At 67.2% G+C, this 21,224-nt stretch carries 22 protein-coding genes and 1 pseudogene; 11 read left to right on the top strand and 12 right to left on the bottom strand.

All coding sequences use genetic code 11. The features are described 5' to 3' along the window. Position 1: 1 nt before the first annotated feature. Positions 2-727 (bottom strand): SDR family NAD(P)-dependent oxidoreductase, encoded by a 726-nt coding sequence (locus H074_RS33340; RefSeq protein WP_007034499.1) that lies wholly within the window; start codon positions 725-727, stop codon positions 2-4. 94 nt (positions 728-821) lie between these two features. Between H074_RS33340 and H074_RS33335 the strand changes: the two genes are divergently transcribed. Continuing rightward, positions 822-1,385 (top strand): MarR family winged helix-turn-helix transcriptional regulator, encoded by a 564-nt coding sequence (locus H074_RS33335; RefSeq protein ID WP_007034498.1) that lies wholly within the window; start codon positions 822-824, stop codon positions 1,383-1,385. A gap of 20 nt (positions 1,386-1,405) precedes the next feature. On the opposite strand, the gene H074_RS33330 is transcribed toward H074_RS33335, so the two are convergent. The 7 genes from H074_RS33330 to H074_RS33300 are packed head-to-tail and all read right to left on the bottom strand — an operon-like array spanning position 1,406 to position 8,828. Then, on the bottom strand, positions 1,406-2,605 hold the full coding sequence (locus H074_RS33330) for a 3-deoxy-7-phosphoheptulonate synthase (protein WP_007034497.1): 1,200 nt from the start codon (positions 2,603-2,605) through the stop codon (positions 1,406-1,408). A gap of 27 nt (positions 2,606-2,632) precedes the next feature. Next, entirely contained in the window at positions 2,633-4,036 is a 1,404-nt protein-coding gene (locus H074_RS33325) for an amidase family protein (protein ID WP_007034496.1), read from the bottom strand. Further along, positions 4,036-5,049: an acyl-CoA synthetase family protein gene (locus tag H074_RS33320; RefSeq protein ID WP_007034495.1), complete on the bottom strand. Its 1,014-nt coding sequence runs from the start codon at positions 5,047-5,049 to the stop codon at positions 4,036-4,038. Before H074_RS33320 ends, H074_RS33325 begins: the two co-directional genes overlap by 1 nt. Next, positions 5,046-5,348: an acyl carrier protein gene (locus tag H074_RS33315; protein WP_007034494.1), complete on the bottom strand. Its 303-nt coding sequence runs from the start codon at positions 5,346-5,348 to the stop codon at positions 5,046-5,048. The genes H074_RS33320 and H074_RS33315 overlap by 4 nt, the downstream gene beginning before the upstream one ends. Beyond that, the gene (locus H074_RS33310; protein ID WP_007034493.1) at positions 5,345-5,752 is read right to left on the bottom strand and encodes a tautomerase family protein; all 408 of its coding nucleotides are present in this window, start codon (positions 5,750-5,752) and stop codon (positions 5,345-5,347) included. The genes H074_RS33315 and H074_RS33310 overlap by 4 nt, the downstream gene beginning before the upstream one ends. A 26-nt stretch (positions 5,753-5,778) precedes the next feature. Next, entirely contained in the window at positions 5,779-7,515 is a 1,737-nt protein-coding gene (locus H074_RS33305) for a prenyltransferase/squalene oxidase repeat-containing protein (RefSeq protein WP_007034492.1), read from the bottom strand. Then, on the bottom strand, positions 7,512-8,828 hold the full coding sequence (locus H074_RS33300; RefSeq protein ID WP_007034491.1) for a phenylacetate--CoA ligase family protein: 1,317 nt from the start codon (positions 8,826-8,828) through the stop codon (positions 7,512-7,514). The genes H074_RS33305 and H074_RS33300 overlap by 4 nt, the downstream gene beginning before the upstream one ends. Before the next feature lie 381 nt (positions 8,829-9,209). Between H074_RS33300 and asnB the strand changes: the two genes are divergently transcribed. The 8 genes from asnB to H074_RS33260 are packed head-to-tail and all read left to right on the top strand — an operon-like array spanning position 9,210 to position 16,368. Further along, the gene (gene asnB / locus H074_RS33295; protein WP_007034490.1) at positions 9,210-11,039 is read left to right on the top strand and encodes an asparagine synthase (glutamine-hydrolyzing); all 1,830 of its coding nucleotides are present in this window, start codon (positions 9,210-9,212) and stop codon (positions 11,037-11,039) included. 20 nt (positions 11,040-11,059) lie between these two features. Then, positions 11,060-12,124, top strand: coding sequence for an ornithine cyclodeaminase family protein (locus tag H074_RS33290; RefSeq protein WP_007034489.1), 1,065 nt, complete (start codon positions 11,060-11,062; stop codon positions 12,122-12,124). Between the two features lie 37 nt (positions 12,125-12,161). Next, entirely contained in the window at positions 12,162-13,175 is a 1,014-nt protein-coding gene (locus H074_RS33285; RefSeq protein WP_007034488.1) for an iron-containing redox enzyme family protein, read from the top strand. After that, positions 13,175-13,429 (top strand): CDGSH iron-sulfur domain-containing protein, encoded by a 255-nt coding sequence (locus tag H074_RS33280; protein WP_051072058.1) that lies wholly within the window; start codon positions 13,175-13,177, stop codon positions 13,427-13,429. Before H074_RS33285 ends, H074_RS33280 begins: the two co-directional genes overlap by 1 nt. Before the next feature lie 3 nt (positions 13,430-13,432). Next, positions 13,433-14,473, top strand: a complete 1,041-nt coding sequence (locus H074_RS33275) for a pyridoxal-phosphate dependent enzyme (protein ID WP_152521536.1) — start codon at positions 13,433-13,435, stop codon at positions 14,471-14,473. A 14-nt stretch (positions 14,474-14,487) separates the two neighbouring features. Next, positions 14,488-15,411, top strand: coding sequence for an ornithine carbamoyltransferase (locus H074_RS33270; protein WP_007034485.1), 924 nt, complete (start codon positions 14,488-14,490; stop codon positions 15,409-15,411). A 32-nt stretch (positions 15,412-15,443) separates the two neighbouring features. Further along, positions 15,444-16,064, top strand: coding sequence for a LysE family translocator (locus tag H074_RS33265; protein WP_039923989.1), 621 nt, complete (start codon positions 15,444-15,446; stop codon positions 16,062-16,064). A 4-nt stretch (positions 16,065-16,068) separates the two neighbouring features. Continuing rightward, entirely contained in the window at positions 16,069-16,368 is a 300-nt protein-coding gene (locus tag H074_RS33260; RefSeq protein ID WP_007034483.1) for a hypothetical protein, read from the top strand. Between the two features lie 643 nt (positions 16,369-17,011). On the opposite strand, the gene H074_RS38850 is transcribed toward H074_RS33260, so the two are convergent. Together H074_RS38850 and H074_RS42400 are read right to left on the bottom strand one after the other, a co-directional pair. After that, on the bottom strand, positions 17,012-17,407 hold the full coding sequence (locus tag H074_RS38850; protein ID WP_007034482.1) for an SSI family serine proteinase inhibitor: 396 nt from the start codon (positions 17,405-17,407) through the stop codon (positions 17,012-17,014). A gap of 297 nt (positions 17,408-17,704) precedes the next feature. Beyond that, a pseudogene (locus tag H074_RS42400) lies at positions 17,705-17,926 on the bottom strand (IS256 family transposase); the annotation flags it as partial. Positions 17,927-18,002: 76 nt separating this feature from the next. Here H074_RS42400 and H074_RS33250 point away from each other — a divergent pair. Further along, on the top strand, positions 18,003-18,449 hold the full coding sequence (locus tag H074_RS33250) for a response regulator transcription factor (RefSeq protein ID WP_235096939.1): 447 nt from the start codon (positions 18,003-18,005) through the stop codon (positions 18,447-18,449). 104 nt (positions 18,450-18,553) lie between these two features. Here H074_RS33250 and H074_RS33245 read toward each other — a convergent pair whose 3' ends face one another. Beyond that, the gene (locus H074_RS33245) at positions 18,554-18,733 is read right to left on the bottom strand and encodes a hypothetical protein (RefSeq protein WP_039923933.1); all 180 of its coding nucleotides are present in this window, start codon (positions 18,731-18,733) and stop codon (positions 18,554-18,556) included. Positions 18,734-18,917: 184 nt separating this feature from the next. Between H074_RS33245 and H074_RS33240 the strand changes: the two genes are divergently transcribed. Further along, a complete protein-coding gene (locus H074_RS33240) occupies positions 18,918-19,775 on the top strand; it encodes a hypothetical protein (protein WP_007034480.1) in 858 nt (285 codons plus the stop codon). A gap of 57 nt (positions 19,776-19,832) precedes the next feature. On the opposite strand, the gene H074_RS33235 is transcribed toward H074_RS33240, so the two are convergent. Further along, positions 19,833-20,942, bottom strand: a complete 1,110-nt coding sequence (locus H074_RS33235) for a serine hydrolase domain-containing protein (protein WP_051072057.1) — start codon at positions 20,940-20,942, stop codon at positions 19,833-19,835. Positions 20,943-21,224 lie beyond the last annotated feature (282 nt).

The following is a 21,224-nucleotide window of genomic DNA, read 5'->3' as shown; positions in this document are numbered from 1 at the left end:
CTTACCTGGTCGGGTGGGCGCCGCCGTTGACCCCGAGAGTCTGCCCGGTGATGTGCCGGGCGCCGGCGGAAGCGAGGAAGTACACCGTTTCGGCGATGTCGGCGGGAAGGCCGGCGCGGCCGGTGCTGGTCGCGCCGATCAGCTGCTCGGCGCGTTCGGCGGGGAGCTTGTCCCGGAAGAACTCGGTTTCGCGGATGTAGCCCGGTGAGACCACGTTCGCGGTGATCTTGCGGGCGCCGAGCCGCTTGGCCAGATCGACGTTCCACGAGGCGAGCCCGGCCTTGGCCGCGCCGTACGATCCGGCGCCCTGGTCGGCGGCGATGGATCCGATGTGGATCACCGATCCGCCTTCGGCGAGTTTGCCTTCGACGGCGGTGGTGGTCAGCACCGCGCTGATCAGGTTGGCGTCCAGATTGGCCCGCCAGTGCGCGAGGACCCCGGCGAGCCCTTCCTGCTCGGGGAGGTCGAAGTCGGTGTTGCCGCCGGCGTTGTTGACCAGCACGTCGATCGGCCCGTCCAGTCCGTCCATCGCGGCGGTCACCTGCTCGGGATCGGTGCTGTCGCAGACGAGCGGCCGGACCGCCGACCCCAGCTCGGCCGCCGCCGAGACCAGTACCTCCTTGCGACGACCGGTGATGTGCACGACGGCGTCGGACGCCGCGAATCTCGCCGCCACGGCCCTGCCGATGCCGGTGCCCCCGCCGGTGACCAGGATCGTCCGGGTCATCTAGCCTCCTTCGTATTCGCCGGTCCTAACTCACGTTTAGACCTAAATGATAGGCTGTGCGCCGTGCAGCCGACAACCGCGGTGGAGGTTCGGGATGAGCGCAGCGTCCGAAAAGGACCACACGCCGGACGCCGCGGACGAGATCGAGGCGGCGTGGCAGCGCGAACGGCCCGGCACGTCGACCCAGTCCATCGGCATCGTGACCCGGGTGTGGCAGCTGGCCAAGTTGTTCGGTGAGGACCGCCGTCGCGTCCTGCTGGACTCCGACGTCGATTCGGCCACCTTGGACCTGCTCAGCGTGCTCCGGCGCAGTTCCCCGCCGTATTCGCTGACGACCAGGGAGCTGGCGAGGCTGACCCTGGTCACGGCGGGAGCGATATCTCAGCGGGTGGCCCGAGCGGAACGCGAGGGATTGGTCGTGCGGCACACCGAACCGCCCGGCCGCAGCGTGTACGTGACACTGACCCCGGCCGGGCACTCATTGGTGGAGCAGACCGTCGATCGGGTGCTCGAACGGGAACTCGAACTGGTTTCCGGGCTGAGCGACGAGCAGCGGGCCCAGCTCGCCTCCTTGCTGAGGGTGCTCCTCGGCGAGGTCCAGAGCCGCTGCGACGATCACGGTGTATCGCACGTCGGTGATGTCGGTACGGGGCTGTAGAACCCGGCCCGCGCGGGTTCTCAGAGCAACCGGGTGAAATGCCGGACGACCTGCTGCGCCTGGACCGGGTTCAGCCGGGGGTCACAGGCCGACTCGTACCTGCCCAGCTCGAGTGCGCCGCTCAGCTCCGCCATCGTGTCCACGCATTCGGTCACCGGGTCCGGGCTCACTTCGAGGTGAAGTCCTCCCGGGTGGACCCGGTGCTCACGCAGGATCCGGCAGAACTGCCCGATCTCGGCCTGGATCTCCGTCACCACCCGGGTCTTCTGCCCGGCCGTGGTCTTCCTGGTGTTGCCGTGCATGGGATCGCACAGCCAGGCCACCTGCCCGGCTCGCGTGCCGAGTGCGGCCACCAGAGCGGGGAGCCGGTCCGCGATCTTCTCCGCGCCCATGCGGACGATGAGGCTCAGCCTGCCTCGGCGATGCCCGGTGGCCAGCCGGTCGACGATGGCGATCAGCTCCTCGGGGGTCGCGTTCGGGCCGATCTTCACTCCGACGGGGTTGGTGATCCTCTCGGCGAACGCGAGATGGGCGTGATCGAGCTGCCTGGTGCGCTCACCGATCCACACCATATGGGCCGAGGAGGCGTAACTGCCGCCGCGGGCGAGATCCGGGCGCAGCAGCGCGTGCTCGAAGTCCAGCAGGAGTGCTTCGTGGCTGATGTAGGTCGGCGCCAGCATCGAACTGATCCCGCTGCCCGCCTCGCAGAGCAGAAGCTGCCGCATGAACAGCGCGTCCAGGCCCTCCGCCGCGAGATCGTAGGCGGTCAGCATCCGCGCCGGATCGGCTCGCCTGGCCGCCGCGGTGGGAGTCACGCCGTTCACCGCGTCACCGCGGTAAACCGGGATTTCCGTGCCGTCCGGCAGGACTTCCGTCGCGCAGGAACGGGGTTTGGCGAACTGCCCGGCGAAGCGGCCGATCCGGACGGTCGGCATCCCGGCGGATTCGGCGGTTTCGCAGAGATGGTGCAGCTGTGAGGCCTTGGCCTGGACCCGGTGCCGCGCCGAGTCGGAGAACAGTTCGGCACAGTCGCCCGCCTGGATCACCACGGCCTCCCCGCGGGCGACGAACTCGAGTTCACCGGCGAGCGCGTAACACGAATGCGCGTCGACGAGCGGCGGCCTGGCGCGCAGTTCGTTCCGCACGGCGGCCAGATCCTCCGGCGTGGACCAGTCGGGTTGGTGGGCGGCGGCGATTTCCAGCACTGCGTGGGGGATCATCACGGTCTCCTGATGTGGTGGTGGTGATCACGCGGGGCGAAGAACCGGCGGTTTCAGCAGGACCTGTACCCGCCGGGCCAGGTCGATCAGCCGTTCTTCGCTGCCGGGCGGGCCGACGATCTGCACTCCGAGCGGTGCGCGGTTCACCCGGCTGAGCCGGACGGGCACGGCGATGGCGGGCAACCCGGCGAAACTGGCGATCGGGGTGTACCCGATCCGCCGGTCGTAGTCGGCTTCGCCCGGGGCGGGGATGGTGGTGGCGACCGGACGGCTGGTCCGCCGATCGGGCGGGGGAGAGGGGTCCAGCGGCAGCAACCAGGCGTGCGTGTGGTCCCCGAAGCGGATGGCGTTCTCCTGACGGCAGGAGAACATCGCGTCGAGGATTTCCGTGTACTGCGCGTCGGTCACCCGCGCGCCGACCTCCAGCGCCTGCTCGGTGCTCTGGTGCAACGGGACGGTGATCCAGTGCCGCCACAGCTGGTAGCCGTCCCATGCCTGCCGGGCGCAAAGCTGCCAGGCGTCGCCGCGACGTCGCCAAAGATCGTCCCCCACGCGGAGGTCGGTCATCTCGTGGCCGTCGTCGGCCAGCGCGGCGCTGACCAGATCCAGCGTTTCCAGCATCTCGGGACCGCACGAGCCGTCCCGGACTTCGGTGGGCACGCCGACGCGGTACCGGTCGGGTGAGGGCTGCCCGTCCTGACCGAGCAGGGTCCGCAGACCGAGGCGCTGCCACAGGAACGCGAGGTCCTCGGCCGTGCGCGCCACCCAGCCGACCGCGTCCATCGGTGGTGACAAAGGGAAAATGCCGTGCAGCAGGCCAGGATCATGCGTCATGCGCAACCCGACGGTGCCGCAGTGCCCGGCAGGCCAGCGCACCGAACCGAGGACGTCCGTGCCCATCGCCAGATCGCAGAGATCGGCCGCGACGGCGACGCCCGCACCGGTACTCGAGCCTGCGGGGTCGATGTGCGGGAAATAGGGATTCACACAGCCGGAACCGACGCCGATGTTCAGCTCGGTGCTGACGACCTTGCCGATCACCTGGTCCTCGACACCGTCGAGCCGGGAAAGCGCCCTCGCCGTCGCCGCCGGATGGTGCCGGTAATGCCGCAGCCCCAGGGAAGTCGGCAGGCCGGCGACGTCGATGGTGTCCTTGACGCCGATCCGGATCAGCGGCGTACCCGATGCCGAACTCCGCCGCGCGGTGACCGCCCGGTACCGGGCATCGGCCACGGAATACCAGTTCTCGTTCTGCTCCGCCCATTTCCGGTCGTCCCACTCGCCCTGGTCGTGCCGGGCGCACCGTTCGGCCAATGGCAGCTCGAGCAGGCCGGGAAGCTCCGGACGATCGTCCGGGTAGGTGATTCCGGCGTTCTCGGCGTAGCCGTTCAGCGACGAGGCGGGATCGGACGGGCTCGGACGGCCGGACATCAGCTCGCCCCTTCCAACGCCGCCTGGGACTCCTTTTGGGTGAGCGCGTACAAGGCGGTGACCGCGATCTTCCCGGTCGCGGTCCGGGGGATGCGCCGGACCTGATGCACCGCGCGCGGCGGGGTGACGTCGTGCATGACCGTCCGCAACCGGGCGAAGATCTCCTGGCGGGAGAGGTCCTGATCGAAACTGTAGAACAGTTCGTAGTGCTCGGCGCGGACCGGATCGTGCACGGGCAGGCAGGCCACGTCCAGACCGTCGACCGAGTTCCGCAGCGCGGTCGCGAGTTCTTCCAGGTTGACCCGTTGCCCGTTCACCTTGATCAGCGCCGAGGCCCGTCCGTGGAACTCGAAAGATCGCTCGTCGCGGTGGATCACATCGGGCAGCTGCCACGTTTCCGGCCTGGTCGCCATGTCGCTGCGGCGGGCCAGCCGTGGGCTCCGGATATGGAGCCACTGTCCCCGGCCTTGTCGCGGATCAGCGAACTCGACGTCGGGCAGAAGCCGCCAGCGTCCCGCCTCGGTGCCCGGTGGCGTGATCTCCCGGTGCGCGATCCCGCCGGTTTCGGTGGACCCGAACAATTCGAACGCGCGGAAACCGGTGCCGGACAACGCCGCCAGTACTTCACCGGTGGCTTGCACCGTCGGCCCGGTTCCGTGCAGGGCGACCGCCGAGGGGAGCGCCCTGATCCGGCCGAGCAGATGACGCAGCACCAGCCAGCTTGCCGGCAGGCAGACGAACAGTGTCCGCTTCCGCTCCACTTCGGGCGGCAATCCGGTGGGCGCGTGGGTGAGGTGGTGCACCGGAATGCCGCGGATCTCCGGCAGGATTCGCGCGAACAACCGGCCGAAGAGGTGCTCCACCGGTGCGAAGCTGACGATCTGTTCGACTTCGCCGACGAGTTCGTCCGCGATGAGCTCGGCTTCTGCCCGCAGTTGGTCCGGGGTACGCAGCCATACGGCGGGTGAACCCGTGTGCCCGGACGTGCGGAACTCGATTTCCGTCGCCGTCATCGAGATCCTCCGAAGACGGCCTGATCTTCCAACTGGGAATGGACGAATTCGGCGATGCGGTCCAGTCGCGCGAAGGTGTAGCGGACGTCGTGCTCGACGAAGTCGACCTCGATGCCGAACTCCTTTTCCATCGCGGTGACGCATTCCATCGCGCCGAGGCTGTCGTAGCGGTCGCCGAGCGTTTCCGGGAGCGGTGTGTCGGCGGGCAGGTCGTCGATTTCCGGCCCGAAAAGACCGGCCAGGACGGCCCGGGTCCGGGTCTGGAGGGAGTCGAGGGTGGGCACGGAAGATACGGTCATCGGTTTCCCCTCAGTGTGGTGTCCGCGCGACGGAGTCGTCCCCGGTCGCCGAAGTAGACGGATTCCTTGGGTGTCGGCCGGAATTCCAGGTAGAAGAACGGAGTTCCGGCGGTCATGCCGAGCGAGTCGGCGAGTACAGCGGCCAGTTCTTCGTAGAAGGCTTCGTCTCGTCCGACGGACACGCAGCAGACGACACTCGCGTGGTGCAAACCTTCGTCTTCGTGTGGAAGGGCTTCGATCGGCAGGCCGCCGACGAATACCGTGCCCTGCTCGGTCCGCTCGAACCGCACCACCACGTGCCTGCGGTCGCTGTCGTGTTCGGCGAACCAGCGGGTGAGCCGGACGGCGATGGCGCGGCGTTCGGTGGTGGGCAGCTCCGTGGTGCGAATGGTGATGGTGGGCATGGTTTCCCCAGGATGGAAGGTTTCCCTCAGGACAGGGTGAGCGCGGGCAAGTCCGCCCGGTTTCCCTCGTTCCGTTCGCGAAGCAGCGAGCCGAGGCAGTCGGCCAGCACTCCGCCACCGGCTGGTGCGAGCGGTGTCCATCCGATGCCCTCCGGCCGGACGAGCCGGTCGAGGAAGACGGTCAGCCGGGCGGAATCCACGAAGATCCCCTGACGGTCCGCGGTCACCACCGCCTCGTAGGTGCTCAGCAGATCCGGCATACGCGAACCCACGTTGGCGAAGCCGCCGCTGGGCACTCGATGGCGTTCGAGCAGGGCGGCCAGTTCTCCGGACACGGTCTGGCCGAGTTGTTCCCGGATCCGCAACGCCTGCAACCCGGCGCGAAGCGTGGGAGGCGCTCCCGGCACGTGACGATGGCCTTCCTCGTCGCGGCAGCCGAAGACGAACTGCGCCAGCCGCGCGGTGTCCAGCGCCTCGGAGACCGGAATTCCCAGCAGTCGCAGGGTTTCCACCGCCGCCGCGGTGGAAACCAGATCCGAACCCCGGCCTTCCCAATAACCGAAACCACCGTCCGGGTTCTGCAGCTCCGTCAGCCAGTTCGCGATCTCACGCGGCGCGGTGGGGTCCGCGTCGGCCGCTCCCGCGGCGAGAGCCCACAGTGTGCACCGCACTTCGCTGCCACGGGCGGGCATGTACATGACCCCGCCCTCGTTCGGCAGCCGGCATCCGGCCAGCCAGGCACGCCACTGCTCCTGCCGGGGGTCGTCGGGCGCCGCCGTCAAGGCGGTGGCCGCGGTGCTCAGCGCGTCCCCGGCCTGATCGGGTTCGCGATAGGTGAAGCCGCCGGACGGGCAGGAAAGCGCGTGCAGCCTGCGCAGCACGGGGTCGGCGTGCGGGCCGGTGTCCGCGCCCATCGCCCGCAACGAGCCGATCGCGCAGAACGAAGCCCAGACATCGGCCACGTCGTAACCGGCCCATCGGACGAACGCGCCATCGGACGACCGGCGGTCGATGACCCAGTCGAGGCAAGCCTGTTTCCCGGCCGGGGCCGCACCCAGCGTTTCCAGTGCGGCCGTCGCCCGGTAGGTGGCCCACATGCACGGGGTGTCCGCCGACGGACCGAACCGAAAACCGCCTTCGGCCTGCTGCTGATCCCGCAGCCAGCGCACGAGCGCGGGGCCGTCCCATGGAAGTGCCAGATCGGGTTCCAGTGCGCGTAATGCCCGCCAGGACATCACCCCGTAGAAGCAGGCGCGGACGTCGGAGGCCGTGGCCCCGGCGTGCTCCGGTGACCAGCCGAGGCCACCGTCCGGCGCCTGCAGCGCACGTAGCCAGCTCACCAGCCGATCGCGGTCCGGTGGGGCGTCCTGACACAGTTCGACGGTGGTGCGCACCGAAAAATGCGTGGCCCAGACGTCGGGGGCCTGGCCGGGCAGCATCGCGTACGCGTCACCGGACCACGTCCGGCGCAGCCAGTCCCGTGTCGAGCCGAGCTTGGGGATCTCGGCGCCGAGTTCGGCCATGGCCTGCGTGCAGTAGAACGTCGCCCACGCGTCGGAGGCCATTCCCTTGCTCCAGGCGTAGCCGCCGTCGGTGTTGCGGCGGCTGCCCAGGTACTCGATCGTGGCCGCGCGGCCGGGCAGTTCGCCGGTCCGGCCCAGCCACCCGGCCGTGCGGACCGCGGCGTACGTGCACCACAGGTCTGCTTCACCGGTGGTGACGGCGGTCCCCAGAGGCGCGTGGGGAGCGAGGCGCGCGGTCATCCGCCCGCTCCCACGACCCGGAAGTTGGAGCGCTTCCAGCTCTTCTGTGACGCCCCGCTCTTGGTGCTCGCGGGCAGCTGATTGACGAAGAGCACCTCGTCCCATTCCAAGCCGAGCACCTCCCGGGACGAATGCTGGAGCCGGTCGGCCATCGTGGCCTCCCCGGTCCGGTCCCAGTGCACGTCCCGTTCCAGGATCAACCGGGCGAACGCGCCCGGCGCGTCGGTCTCCATCAGATAGCCGGTCGCCTCGGTCTCGCCGTAGACCACTTCTTCGACAGCGCGCACGGTGAGTTTCGCGCCGCGCACGGCCACGGCGTCGGAACCGCGCCCGACGACTTCGATCACGGGGGCGCGGTCACCACAGTCGCAGTGGGCTCCCATCCGCACGTCGTCTCCGGTGTCCAGCCGCAGCACGCACCGGGCGTGCAGGTTGAGCGGGGTGACCACGAGCCGTCCGGCGCCGGATTCCGGGAGCGGGCGGACCGTTCCGTCTTCAGCGGCGAGTTCGAAGTAGTTGGTGGCGGTCAGCAGGTGCAAGCGATCCCGGGCACAGCCGGCGGCCAGGGTGCCGGTCTCCGTGCTGCCGTAACTCGCGTCGAGCACGGAGGCGTCCCACCATCGGCCGAGTCGGGTCCGGAACGGCGCGGTGCTGACCTCGCCGAGCAGCATCATCCGGTTCACGCCGGCGCTCAGTTCCGCCAAGAGACCGCGTTGTTTGACCAGCCTGCTGAACTGCAGTGCCACTCCGGGCGCGGCGAAAACGGTGGTCGGCCGGAAGGACTGGCAGAGTCCGATCAACCGGTCCCAGTCGGAGATCCCGGTTGCGAACGGATAGGCCCGGGTGTGGGGTCGCCCGAGGTACTCACAGACACCGACGATAAGGTCCGCCACAGGCACGATGTCCGAGGGCAGCATAATCAATACACGTTCATTTTCCGGCAACAGATCGCGCCAGGCCTCGGCCACCGAAACGGTGTTCCAGATTATGTCCTCGGCCAACCGAGGGGTCGGTGTCGGCAGTCCGGTTGTCCCGGTGGTTTCATAATATTTCGCCGCTGCGTCGAGCGGGGCCGCCAGGAATTCATGAGGATTTTTCTTGAGGCGATACTTGCCGGTGGTGCCGAGTTCCTCGAACCTGGCGAAGGAGTACTCCGGGAGGTCGGCGTAGGCTTCGGTGTGTCCGGCCCTTTGCCAGATTTCGGAGAGTTTCCGCAGGTAGAAGTCTTTTTCAGGCAGTCTCCGCTGCTGGTCGCGGATCTCGTTTCCTGCCTGTTCCACCAGCCGCAACCGATCGCTGCTGTTGATGATCAAGGACAATTCCTCCCCAGGAAATAAAGCTCAGTCGATGATCCGCTGTGTCCCCATGGCGATTCGAACGCCGACGAAGTTTAGCACTAAACACCAAGTTGTCGCAAGTTGATCGGTGCGGCAACGACCTTTGTCTCAATCACAGCCGACGTCACTCTGGTGGCGGTACGAGCCCTGTTGGGCGCTGAGTACCGTCCTCGCCAGATGAATTACCGGCAGCCGTTGGCGTGCGTCCGCACTATATCGCCGTCATGGTCGGTGAAACACCCTCTTTAGTCCGCCCGGTCGCGCCGAGCCAATAACACGTGTCGCGCGGGTGAACGACTCGTCGCAGCGTACGAGCCAATCAAGCAGCCCCGGCATGCCTCTAAGACAGGGAGTGTCATGTGTGGAATCACCGGCTGGATCGACCTCAGCCGTCCCACCGAGTGGAAAGAAGCGGATCTCGAACGCATGACCCGTACGCTTGTCCGTCGCGGTCCGGACGACGAAGGGTTGTGGGCGGACAGGCACGTGGGACTCGGTCACCGCAGACTGGCCGTTCTCGACGTGCGCCGGGGCGTACAGCCGATGATCGCGGGCTCGTCCGAGCAGCCGCACGCCGTGCTCTGCTACAGCGGGGAGGTCTACAACTTCCGTGAGCTGAGGGCGGAACTCGCCTCGCGCGGGCACGTCTTCCGGACCCACGGCGACACCGAAGTGGTGCTCAACGCCTATCTCGAGTGGGGCGAGGGCTTCGTCGAACGGCTCAGCGGGATGTTCGCGTTCGCCCTGTGGGACCCGCGCGTGCGGAGGCTGCTCCTGGTCCGCGACCGGCTGGGCATCAAACCCCTTTACTACGCCCGATCCGGCGACGCGGTGCTGTTCGCATCCGAGCCGAAAGCGGTGCTGGCCCACCCGGAATTCACCGCCCGAGTCGACCATCAGGGGCTCGCCGATCTGCTGGGGCTCGTGAAGACTCCCGGCGTGACGCCGTTCCGCGACCTGTACGAGGTGCCGCCGGGGCACGTCCTCACCGTCGATGACAAGGGCAGCCGGCTGTCCCGCTACTGGAGTTTGCCGACCGCTCCGCACGAGGACGACATCGCGGACACGGTCGCCCACGTCCGCGAGCTGCTCTTCGACACCGTCCGACGGCAGCTGATCACCGACGTGCCGCTCTGTACCCTGCTCTCCGGCGGCCTGGACTCGAGTGCGCTGACCGCCATCGCCACCGACGTGCTCGACAGGTCGGGGGAAGGCCCGGTGCGGTCGTTCTCCGTCGATTTCGTCGGCAGCGCCGATCACTTCCGCGCCAGTGAGTTCCGGCCCGAACGGGACAATCCGTACGCCCTCCAGGTCGTCGACCACCTCGGTACGGCCCACCGGACCATCGAACTGCCGGACGACGCCCTCACCGAGGACGGGAACCGCGACGCCGTACTCGGCGCGCACGACCTTCCGCTCACCTTCGGCGATGTCGACACCTCGCTGTACTTGCTCTTCTCGGCCATCCGTGAGCAGTCGACCGTCGCGTTGTCCGGCGAATCCGCGGACGAGGTTTTCGGCGGCTACAACTGGTTCCACGATCCGGGAGTCGTCGCCACGGAGGACTTTCCCTGGCTCAGCACCATGCAGTTCGTCCCAGAGCGGATGCTGACCGCCGATTTCCGTGAGCACACGCGGTTCGGGGAGTACCGGGCCGACCGCTACCGGCAGGCGATCGGCGAAGTCGAGTACCTGCCGGGAGAAGACGCGCAGGATCGGCGGATGCGCGAGTTCAGTCAGCTGCACCTCACGCGCTGGCTGCCGGTCCTGCTGGACCGCAAGGACCGGCTCAGCATGGCCGCCGGTCTCGAAGTGCGGGTGCCGTTCTGTGATCACCGGCTGGTCGAGTACGTGCACAACATCCCGTGGAAGATCAAGACCCACGACGGCAGGGAGAAGAGCGTGCTCCGCGGCGCGTCGGCGGGCCTGCTGCCCGATTCGGTCCTGAACCGGAAAAAGAGCCCGTATCCCACCACCGCAGACACCCGGTACGAACAGGATCTGCGTCGGCGGGTCGGCACCCTTCTCGCGGAGAACCGGTCTCCCGCGCTGGACATCGTCGACGCGGGCGCGCTCCGCGAGTTGCTGAACAGGCCGGACGGCTACTTCGACACCCAGCTTCGGCGCAACCCGCTGGAGACCGCTTTGAGTCTTGCCCAGTGGTACCGGGAGCTGGGGAACTCGTGACCAGACCGACGGGAGGAACGATGGAGAACCTGTGGCTCGCCGACGTGCTCGCGAGGCCGGTTCCGGAATCGGTGCGGTTCCTCAGCCGGGCCGATGTCCTGGACTGCCTGGCGAGGGTGGACGTCGTGGCCGCGGTCCGGGACGCGCTCGTGAGTCATCACCTCGGCCGGACGATCCTGCCGAGCGAGGCGTACCTGTCCTGGACCAATCAGCACGGCGCCTACAGCCGCTCGATCGGCATGCCTGGTGCCATCCTCGAAGAAGGGGCCGAGGGCGCCTATGGCATGAAGATCATCAACGCCAGTGTGTCGAATCCGGAGTTCGGCCTGGAAAGGGCCGGCGGCCTGGGGCTCTGTTTCGACCCGCGGACAGCGCGGGTGATCGCGGTGATGGAGGTCGGCGTGCTCAGCGCCGTGCGGACGGCCGCCGTGACCGCGATCGCCGTCGAAACCGCCGGGTACCAGGCTGTCCGCTCGCTGGCGGTCGTCGGCTGCGGGACTCAGGCGCGAGTGCATCTCGCCCTGCTCCTCACGAGATGCCCGGAGCTGAGCCGGATCACCCTGTGCGACGTGCGACGGCCGGTGGCCGAAAATCTCGCGGGTGAACTCGCCTCACGGCACCCGGGCATCTCCTTCTCCGTCGCGGCCACACCGGTCGAGGCGATGGACGAAGCGGAAACGACCTTGTTCCTGACCACCGTCGCCGAAGGGTACGTCCAGCCGGACTGGGTGCGGCCGGGTTCGCTCCTGGTCAATGTCTCGCTCGGCGACCTGACCGACGAGGTCCTGGTCAACGCCTCCGCCCTCTTCGTCGACGACGTTCAGCTGATCGTCGAGAATCCCCGACGGCCGTTGGGGCGTCTGGTCAACGAGGGGCGAATCGCCGCGAAGGAGCAGGAGGGGCAGCCCTCGATCACCGCGACGATCGGCGAGCTGCTCGCCGGCGAGACGATCGCGCAGCGACCGGACACCGGGTACGTCGTCGTGAACCCTTTCGGGCTCGGCATTCTCGATGTGGCGCTGTTCGGCGCGGTTCTGCGCCAGGCGAACAGCGCGGACATCGGGCAGGCGCTGGAGCTCGTTTGACCCGGAAGTTCCACCGTCATCCATTCAGGGAGTTCAGGTGCGGTTGCCCAATCATCGCGGGCCGGTGAGCGAAATCCTTGTCCGTGTCTTCCAGCGTCCTCCGGAGGCCGGTGACGAATCCGTCCTGGGTGCCATTTCGGCGACCGAGGTGGAAGCCATCTCCGATGAGGACCTCCAGCTGAGTTTGTTCTTGTGTTACGGACCCCAGTACTGTCTCTTCGGCGAAGCGGCGCAACAGTGGGAGTGGGAAACCTCGCTGATCGAGTTGCGGAAGCGCCTCGAAGCCCGCTTCGAGAGCGAGCTCCGCGAAGCCGCCGGCCGGCTCCCGGCGGTGGACGTGGAGGAGCTTCCCGGGTTCCTGATGGAACTCGGGAAGCCGAGCCCGGGGCGGTCTCTTTCGCGGTACCTCAAACAGGATGCCACGATGGAGCAGTTCCACGAGTTCCTCATGCACCGCTCCGTCTACAGCCTCATGGAAGCGGACCACCACAGCCTCGTCATCCCGCGGGTGCGCGGCGGCGGCAAACCGGCGCTGGTGGAGATCCAGGCCGACGAGTACGGCGGCGGAATTCCGGGCCGGCTGCATTCGCAGCTGTTCGAGCTGACCCTCGCCGAGCTCGGAATGCTCACTGAATTCGGCTCGTATTTCGAGGACGTCCCGGCTTGTTCGCTGGCGAACGTGAACGTGATATCCTATTTCGGGACCTACGGTCGTCACCGGGCCGCGTTGCTCGGGAACCTTGCGATGACGGAAATCGGCTCGCACTTCGTGAATCGCAATTTCCGGAACGGGCTGCAGCGGTTGAACGGGTCGGACGACTCGTGGTTGTTCTTCCAGGAGCACATCGTCGCCGATGCCGTCCACGAACAGCTCGCCGCCTACGACATGTGCGGCAAGTTCGTGCGGGACCACCCGGGTGAGTTGTCCGATATGGTCTTCGGTGCACTCGTGACGGCCGAACTGGGTGCGCGAGCCAACGAGTACATGCTGTCGTCCTGGGAACGCGGTGAATCCTCTCTCCGCGGCGCGACGTCAGTGGCGGCGGGCTGATGGACACCCAGGAAGCAGATACCGGGCAACGGGTGCAGAAGCCCGCTCCGGCCACGGTCGTGGTGTGCGAGGACGGGCCGGTCATCATCCGCGGCGACTACGACCTGCGCAGCCAGACCGACGAACCGATAGATCCGCAGCGGAAGACCATCGCACTGTGTCGTTGCGGACGTTCACTGCAGAAGCCGTTCTGCGACGGCAGCCATATCTGGGCCAGGAGCATCAGCAATGGAGATCGGTCGAACCGGACGTGACCAGTGACCTGGTACAAGGGGGAGGGGAAGACGTTGCCCAGTGAACTGCACGGCCCGGTGCCGGGGAGAACCCCGATGCTGCACGCCGTGACGAGGTATCGCGGCAGAACGACGAATCTCTGGTTGAAGCTGGAGCAGGAGAACCCGTTCGGGTCCATCAAGGACAGAGTGGCGTACTCCCTGCTCGCCTCGATCTTCGAGTCGGGAGTGCTCTGCGGCGGGATAATCGAGTCGACGTCCGGAAACCTCGGTGTCGCGCTGGCCAGGTACTCCCAGATCTGCGGGGTGGAGTTCACCGCCGTCGTCGACCCTCGGACGTCGCGCAAGCTCGTGCGGCAGATGCGGAGCGCGGACGCGAAGATCGTGGAAGTGACGATCCCCGACGAGACGGGCGGGTACCTGCTTTCCAGGATGGCCTACATCCGCGACCGGCTGGCGGGCGGAGACCTGCTCGTGTGGCCGAACCAGTACGAGAACCCGGCCAATCCCCGCGCGCATTCCGAGGGGACCGCGCCGGAGATCGCCTCCGCTGTCCCGCACGGGGAACTCGACGTCTTCCTCGGTGTGTCGACCGGGGGCACCGTTCGCGGGTTCACGGACTACGTCGAGCGCAACAGCCTGTCCTGGCGTTGCATCGCGGTGGACGAAGTGGGATCGGTGGCGCTCGGTGGCCTGCCTGCCACTCGGAGCCTGAACGGGATCGGTGCGAGCCGGACCTCGTCCTTCGTCTCCGGGCAGGATTGCCTGAACGTGAAGGTGACCGCGGCCGAGGCGGTGGCCGCTTGCGACTGGGTCGCGAGTGAGCTGGGTGTCCGTGTGGGCGGGAGCTCGGGCGCCGCCGTGGCCGGTGCTTTGCGGTGGGTCGGCGAAGGGCTCGGTGCCGAACACGTGGTCGTCGTCTGTCCCGACGGCGGCGACCGTTACGAGGACACGATCTATTCACCCGGCTGGCGCCGCGCGAAGGAACTGACAGCCAGGTCGGAAATGGAATTCCCGGAAGTGTGCTCGTCGCGAGTCGTGGACAATTCGCTGGTTCTGATCTGACGGGGGTGCACAGAATGGTCGGTTTTCTCTCTCTCGATGACTTCGACACCGGAGAACTGCACGCGATCGTCGAGCTGTCGGTCGACGTGCTCGCCCGACCCGGGCGACTGGAACAGCGGCTGTCCGGGAAGGTGCTCGGCATCTACTTCGCCAAGACCTCCACCCGCACGCGGACCGCGTTCACCTCGGCGGCATTGCGGCTCGGAGCCTCGGTCATCCCGTACGGCCCCGGCGATCTTCAGCTCAACACCGGAGAGTCGCTGCACGACACCGGCCGGATGTTCGGCGCGATGCTCGACGGACTGGTGATGCGCACCGCGGGCCCGCTCGAGGACATGCGCCTGGTGGCCCACAACGGCGGATTGCCTGTGGTGAACGCGATGGCCGCGCAGGAACACCCGACCCAGGGCGTCTGCGACGCGGCGGCGATGCTTCGGCACTTCGGCCAGGTGGACGGCTTGTCGGTGCTGTACGTCGGCGAAGGGAACAACACGGCTGTGGCGCTGGGAAAGATCCTCAGCACGTATCGTGGTGTCACAGTGGTTTTCGCCACGCCGAAGGGGTACGGACTCGATGCCGCACTGCTCGGCTCGCTACAGGAAGAGGGTGCGGCGAGGGGTTCCCGCTTCGTCGAGATCCACGACCTCGACACGGCCGAAATCGCGGCCGACGTCGTCTACACGACTCGATGGCAGACCACGGGCACGGCGAAGCCGAGCGCGGACTGGCGAGAGGATTTCCGACCGTTCCACGTGGACGACGAAGTCATGTCCCGGTGGCCGAACGCGGTGTTCATGCACGACCTGCCCGCGCACCGCGGTGACGAGGTCAAGGGATCGGTACTCGACGGAGAACGATCGATCGCCTGGGAACAGGCGCGGATGAAGTACGGCAGCGCGGTGGCGATCCTGGAATGGATCTACCGCGACTCCCGGTGAACGTTTTCGGATGAACAATGCGGGGGGACCGCTTGACGATCTTCACTCTGCTCACTTTCACGGCGGCGGCCGCGGTCATCGTCATCGTTCCGGGGCCGGATCAGGCTCTGCTGCTCCAGACGAGTGCCGCCGCCGGACGCCCGGCGGCGGTGCGCACCGCCGGCGGGGTCCTGCTCGGCATCGTTCTCTGGGGTGTCGCGTCGGTTCTGGGGCTGTCGGCGCTGCTGGCCAACGGCAGCGTGGCTTTTCGGATCGTCACCGTGGTCGGCGCGGTCTACCTGGTCTGGCTCGGGATCACGGCCTTGCGTTCCGCGGTGTCGGCGGCGCATCCGGCTCCGCGCCGCGAAGATCGCGGGAACTCGGGTTTCTTCCTGCGCGGGCTGCTCATGAATTGTCTGAACCCGAAGATCGGCCTGTTCTATCTGTCGATTCTTCCGCAGTTCCTTCCGGGCTCGGCCGCGTCGGCACTGGGCCCAGAACTCGTGCTTTTCGCCATCTACGTCACGGTGAGCGCCCTGTGGTTGTTCGGGTTCGCGTTCGCTGCCGGAAGTCTCCACCCGTTCCTGAACCGGCCGCGGGTCAAGCGAACATTGGATTCGGTGGTGGGTGTGATCTTGCTGGGACTCGGAGTCATGGCCTTGGTAGGAGTGTGACGGTGTGTTCGTACGACAAGAGGAATCGGTTCGGCGACGGGAGACGCTCGTCGAGACCGGCAGCGAAGTGGGGCGTGCCGTCGACGCGGTCGAGCGAGCCCGGGGAGTGCTGAGGGTGTCCGGTGATCCGCTGATGGCCGCGGTCGACAGCGCGCTCACCTGCGCCGTTTCCCTGATCGAACTTCGGCATCGCGGAACGGAATGCGACATCGACACGCTCCACAACGCGCTGGACGCTGCTCGTGCACTGGTGGGCGAAGTGACCTTCGCCGTTCGGGACAGCTATCCGGGCGCTGGCGCGTGATGGCCCCTTCTCACGAGGGAACAGTGGGAAGGAGCCATCACGCGCTGAGAAGGTCAGCGGTCCCACAGGGAATCGTGTCGCAGAGCGATCATCGACGTGCTTAGCGTCGGGATATGGTTCTGAGGTGAAGGAGCCGGCCGGGCAGCGGTCCGCCGTTGCCGTCCATGACTCGCTGGCGCGCGGGTCGCGCGCCGCTCCACCGTGGTCTTGAGCCGGTTCAACGTCAGCTGCACCGGTGCACCGCTCTCGGTCAGGCCGTGTCGCCGGGCCCACCGGCCCAGCGCCGACCCGCGCGAGAGGGGGGTGGCGAACGGGGCGGCGTGCCGCCACAGGCGAAGGCGTCGCGCGCGCTGCCGTTGAACCACGCCGACCACGCCGAGGCCGAGCCGCTGGAGGCGCGCGATCGCGCGGTCAGTTCCGGTAACAGCAGGTAGAACCCACCCGGCGTGTGCAGTTGTCGGCTGGGCGGCCCGATCTCCCAGACCACGTCGGCGAACCAGTGCCCGGTCCCGCTTAGCGGTCCAGCCGATAGGCCACTCTCAGGGGCGGTTCACTTGACGTGGTCGTCAGTCATCGCAACGAGCTCCAGTGGGTGACACGGCCTGGTAGCTGTCGCTGCTGCCAGGCATGTATCGGGGCCAGGTCAGATGTCGAACACGTGCCCGCCGGTCCTTGCAATGGCAAAACACCAGTTAGTAAATTTCTGCTGGTAATAGCGGTGAACGCCCGCCCAGGTTCCGATGGCCGTCGCGTCCACGGGCTGGTACACCTGGCAGCAAACCACGTCCTTTTGGGGCGGAATGTCTTCGATCCGGCCTTTGGCGGGGATCAGATCATCGCAGGCTGCCTGCGCATGCGGATGTGTACCACCGGTCGGCTCGCAGGTCAGCGTCGCGTGAGCCACCACGGTTCCAGTGTCCGCGAGGGTGATCGTGAGGCTGAGCGAGCCTAGAGGGCTGGCCGCCGAGGCCGGGGACGTCATAAGTCCCACGGAGACGAGTGCGGCGATGACCGGTGATCCGATAGATTTCATGATCATGACTTAATGTCTCCGATATTCGATCGCTGTCGCATTTCGGGTGAATTTTGCAGATTCGTGCTACATGTTCCGCGTGCGGATTGAACAACATCTCCTTATCGAGTGTGGCGTTGGTTGAAACCCCCTGCTGGACATTCAACCTGTTGCTGTCAAAATTCTTTGACGAGCTACACCAGGCTGTTCCGGAGCGCAGACTTGACACAAGAGGCCATTTTCGTGGCCTCGGTAGACCGAAGGTCCTGTGGGCCTGTCACGATTCTCGTGTAAGCCGGAGATGGGCTTACGTGGGTGAGTTTTTCAGTTGGTGAGTCGTCCGGGGAGTGGTTGGTCGAGTGTGTTGACTGCTATTTTCCGGCCCCGTGTTCCGGTGTCGGATTCGCCTCATCGTTGTGTGGTGATGTTGCGAAGTCCGAGGTAGAGGAGGTTCATGGCGGGGTCTTTGTCGGGCAAGTGGCCGCGATTGTTGGTGATTTTGCTGAGTTGGAAGTTGATGGATTCGATGGCGTTGGTGGTGTGTACGGTGGAACACTCACCGCGGGGCCGCGACCCGACGGGGGGGGGCGCCGTGGAGCTGACCCTCCCGCTTTCCTGACGCGTGAACGAAACTCATACCGCAGCCATCACCGCGTGCGCGGCCGGCAGCCCTGACGTCGTCCTGATGGACGTCCGGATGCCGGGGCTGAGCGGGATCGCCGCCACCCGCCGGATCCTCGCCGACGTCGCCGGGGATCTGCTCTTTGCCCCGGTCGTCACCCGGCGGCTGATCGAGACGTTCGTCCGGCACCGGACGCCGATACGCGGTTCCGGCCCGCCTCGGGCCCGGCTCGGCATGCTCACCGATCGCGAATGCGAGATCCTCCGGCTGGTCGGGACCGGCGTCACGAACGGGGAGATCGCCCGGCTGCTCACCATCACCGAGGGCACAGTGAAGACGCATCTGAGCCGGGTGATGACGAAACTCGACCTGAGCAGCCGGGCACAGGCCGTCGTGATGGCCTACGAGACGGGGCTGGTCGTACCTGGGGCCATCGCGACGAGGTGACGCGCGTGCGGCCGGTGGCGTCATTCGCCCGCTGGGGCATTGGCGACGACACCGGCCCGTCTGCACGATCACCGTGCTCGCAGCGAGGAGAAGAGCCTGGTCTCCTAAGACCGCTCCCTGGTCGCGACGTGCTCCAGCTCGGGAGCACGGCTTTCGGTGCGGCGTAGTACTACGAGTCGCAGGCCGAGTACGACGCCGATGGCCGCGGTGGAAACGATCGCTTCGGCCACGGCGGTCCAGGAGCCGGGGACTTGAGCGAAGACCTCTGACAGGCTCAAGTACATCGCGGGTCCCGGTAGCACGGCGCCGGTCAGCCCGGGGATGTGACGACGACGGTGGGCGCTTGCAGTGTCCTGGCCGTCGCGCCGGCGAGGATGCCGAGCACCGTGGTCGTGAGAAAGATCGCCGGCGGTGCGGCCAGGTCGAGTGCCGATCTGTGCGCTTGGGTGCGGCTGACAGACTGCGGGGATGATCGTCGGATATGTCCTCGCGCTGCTGGCGGCGCTGGCCTCGGGTAGCGGCTCGGTGCTGGAGTCGATCGGCGTCCGCCGTGCGGGCGCTTACGGCGGCAGCGCACTGGACCTGGTGCACCTGCGGCGCCAATGGATCTACTTCCTGGGCATCGGCGTCGACCTGGTCGGCTTCGCCTGCGCGGCGGCCGCGTTGCATCGACTGCCGCTGTTCCTCGTCCAGTCGGTGCTGGCGTTCAGCGTCGGCGTGACAGCCGCGATCTCCGCGTTCATGGGCACTCGCCTCGCGAAGCCGGGCTGGGTCGCGCTGGCGGTCGGGGCGGTAGGTCTGGTCTTGCTGGGCTTGTCGGCGCAGCCGGGGCCGGCCAAAGTGCTCCCGGCGGCCTGGCGTTGGGTCCTGCCCGCGATGGCGCTGGTGGTGGGGGCGATCGCGTGGTACTTCAGGCGGTTCGACCGCCCCTGGACAGCCCAAGTGCTCGGCTTCGCGACGGGAGTCGGTTTCAGCATGGTCGGTGTGTCGGCGCGCACCCTGAACGTCCCGTCATCGGGCTGGGTGATGCTGGTGGAACCAGCCGTGTGGGCGATGATCCTCAACGGCCTGGCCTCGGCGGTGGCGTTCGCCCTGGCTCTGCAGAAGGGCGGCGCGACGGCGGTCAACTCGATCATGTTCACCACGAACACGGCGTTGTCCTCGGTCATCGGCCTGGTCTTCCTCGACGACCGTGTCCGCGATGGCTTCACCGCCTTCACCGTCGCGGGCCTGATCCTGGCCATGTCAGGCGCGATCGTCACCGCCCACTACGCCACCGAGGCCAAAGAACCGCTTCGAGCGCCAGTACTCCAGCGAAGTTCGTGAAAGGTGCCCGTGATCTCGGAACACGGACATCACGGGCACCCCTCCGGCCGGCTGACGTCAGCAGAAGACTTCGGTGAGCAGCTTGCGGAACGCCTCGTTGGGGTCGCCTCCGGTCGGCGCGCTCGTGACCGAGAGCTCCAGCCGCTTCTTGGTGTCAGGCGTGGTCAGCAGCTGTGAGGAGTAGCCGGGGATGCCGCCGCCGTGGCCCCACACCTCGGTGCCGCACGGCAGGGTCTGCACCTGCAGGCCCAGGCCGTATTCGGGGCTGACCGCGGTGGTCTTGGCGATCTCCTGCTGTTGCGCGGGTTCGAGCAGCCGGCCGCTCGCCAGCGCCACGCCGAACGTGTCGAGGTCACGGGTCGTGGAGATGATCTCGCCGGCGGCCCAGGCGACCGACGGGTTGATGCGGGTGATGTCGTTAGGCTTGCCCGCCACGCCCACGTAGCCGTGGGCGTGCGGGCCCCTGATGTCGACGTCGTCGCCGGGGACCTCGGTGCCGTCCAGGTGCAACGGCTTCAGGATCCGCTGCTCGACCGCCTTCCCGTACGGCCTGCCGGTCAGCTTCTCCACCAGGAGACCCGCGACCACGTAGTTGGTGTTGGAGTAGTTCCACCGGGTGCCGGGGTCGAAGTCGAGCGGCTTGTCGGTGGAGACCTTGAGCAACTCCTGGGGCGTCCAGTGCTTGTAGCGGATCCGCTCGAACTCGTCCGGGTCGAGCGGCAACGCGTTGGTGTAGTTGTAGAGGCCGCTGGTGTGCTGCAGGACCTGGCGTACCGTGATGCGGCCGTCGATCAGACCGGGCAGGTAGCGGACGACCTGCGCGTCCAGGTCGACCTTGCCTTCCCCAGAGAGCTGCAACAGCACCGTCGACACGAACGTCTTGGTGATGCTGCCGACGCGGAACCGGCCGTTCTCCGGCACCGGGCGATTCGAACCCAGTTCCGCCTTGCCGGAGCGGGCGGTGAAGCGCTGGGGGCCGTCGGTCACCCTGGCCTGCGCGCCGAGCGATCCGCCGCTCGCGATGATCTGGTCCAGCGCCTCCTGCACGACCTTCCGGTCGGCGCTGGTGTCGGCGTGCGCGGTACCCGTGGTGGCGATCAGCCCGGCCGCGGTGAGCGCGGCGACGAGCCGGATCCTCAGCAAAGGCCGCGAGAATCTTCGTTGCATGATGAGTTGAATCTCCCCTCGAAGCCCGAAGGCTCTCCCCAGACGGCGGACCGCCGCCAGACGAGCCCGACGCTAGCGTCCGGTGATCACCACCCGCAGTACCGGAAAATCACAACCACTCGAAGAGAGCAGAACACCCGATAACGGCTGATCCATTCAGCGCGTCCTTCTGCACCGTCCGCAGCGCGCTGTTGGTGCCCGGTTCGGCGTTTTCGAGGTTGGTCCTGCGAAGTCGGGGCATCGCCACGGCATGAGCGAGGGAGCGGTAGTACAGGAGACGGC

The sequence above is a fragment of the Amycolatopsis decaplanina DSM 44594 genome, from assembly GCF_000342005.1.
GTDB classification, from domain to species: Bacteria; Actinomycetota; Actinomycetes; order Mycobacteriales; family Pseudonocardiaceae; genus Amycolatopsis; species Amycolatopsis decaplanina.
The sequence above is the reverse complement of the archived record's forward strand: the minus strand, read 5'-3'. Positions and strand labels throughout refer to the sequence as shown.

What these genes read in the sequence shown, in the direction of transcription:
- H074_RS33245 (WP_039923933.1), bottom strand. Translation starts at nt 18,733, where the DNA reads ATGTACTTGAGCCTGTCAGAGGTCTTCGCTCAAGTCCCCGGCTCCTGG.
- H074_RS33270 (WP_007034485.1), top strand. Translation starts at nt 14,488, where the DNA reads ATGGTCGGTTTTCTCTCTCTCGATGACTTCGACACCGGAGAACTGCAC.
- H074_RS33340 (WP_007034499.1), bottom strand. Translation starts at nt 727, where the DNA reads ATGACCCGGACGATCCTGGTCACCGGCGGGGGCACCGGCATCGGCAGG.
- H074_RS38850 (WP_007034482.1), bottom strand. Translation starts at nt 17,407, where the DNA reads ATGATCATGAAATCTATCGGATCACCGGTCATCGCCGCACTCGTCTCC.
- H074_RS33315 (WP_007034494.1), bottom strand. Translation starts at nt 5,348, where the DNA reads ATGACCGTATCTTCCGTGCCCACCCTCGACTCCCTCCAGACCCGGACC.
- asnB (WP_007034490.1), top strand. Translation starts at nt 9,210, where the DNA reads ATGTGTGGAATCACCGGCTGGATCGACCTCAGCCGTCCCACCGAGTGG.
- H074_RS33320 (WP_007034495.1), bottom strand. Translation starts at nt 5,049, where the DNA reads ATGACGGCGACGGAAATCGAGTTCCGCACGTCCGGGCACACGGGTTCA.
- H074_RS33310 (WP_007034493.1), bottom strand. Translation starts at nt 5,752, where the DNA reads ATGCCCACCATCACCATTCGCACCACGGAGCTGCCCACCACCGAACGC.
- H074_RS33305 (WP_007034492.1), bottom strand. Translation starts at nt 7,515, where the DNA reads ATGACCGCGCGCCTCGCTCCCCACGCGCCTCTGGGGACCGCCGTCACC.
- H074_RS33290 (WP_007034489.1), top strand. Translation starts at nt 11,060, where the DNA reads ATGGAGAACCTGTGGCTCGCCGACGTGCTCGCGAGGCCGGTTCCGGAA.
- H074_RS33330 (WP_007034497.1), bottom strand. Translation starts at nt 2,605, where the DNA reads ATGATCCCCCACGCAGTGCTGGAAATCGCCGCCGCCCACCAACCCGAC.
- H074_RS33335 (WP_007034498.1), top strand. Translation starts at nt 822, where the DNA reads ATGAGCGCAGCGTCCGAAAAGGACCACACGCCGGACGCCGCGGACGAG.
- H074_RS33280 (WP_051072058.1), top strand. Translation starts at nt 13,175, where the DNA reads ATGGACACCCAGGAAGCAGATACCGGGCAACGGGTGCAGAAGCCCGCT.
- H074_RS33325 (WP_007034496.1), bottom strand. Translation starts at nt 4,036, where the DNA reads ATGTCCGGCCGTCCGAGCCCGTCCGATCCCGCCTCGTCGCTGAACGGC.
- H074_RS33240 (WP_007034480.1), top strand. Translation starts at nt 18,918, where the DNA reads ATGATCGTCGGATATGTCCTCGCGCTGCTGGCGGCGCTGGCCTCGGGT.
- H074_RS33235 (WP_051072057.1), bottom strand. Translation starts at nt 20,942, where the DNA reads ATGCAACGAAGATTCTCGCGGCCTTTGCTGAGGATCCGGCTCGTCGCC.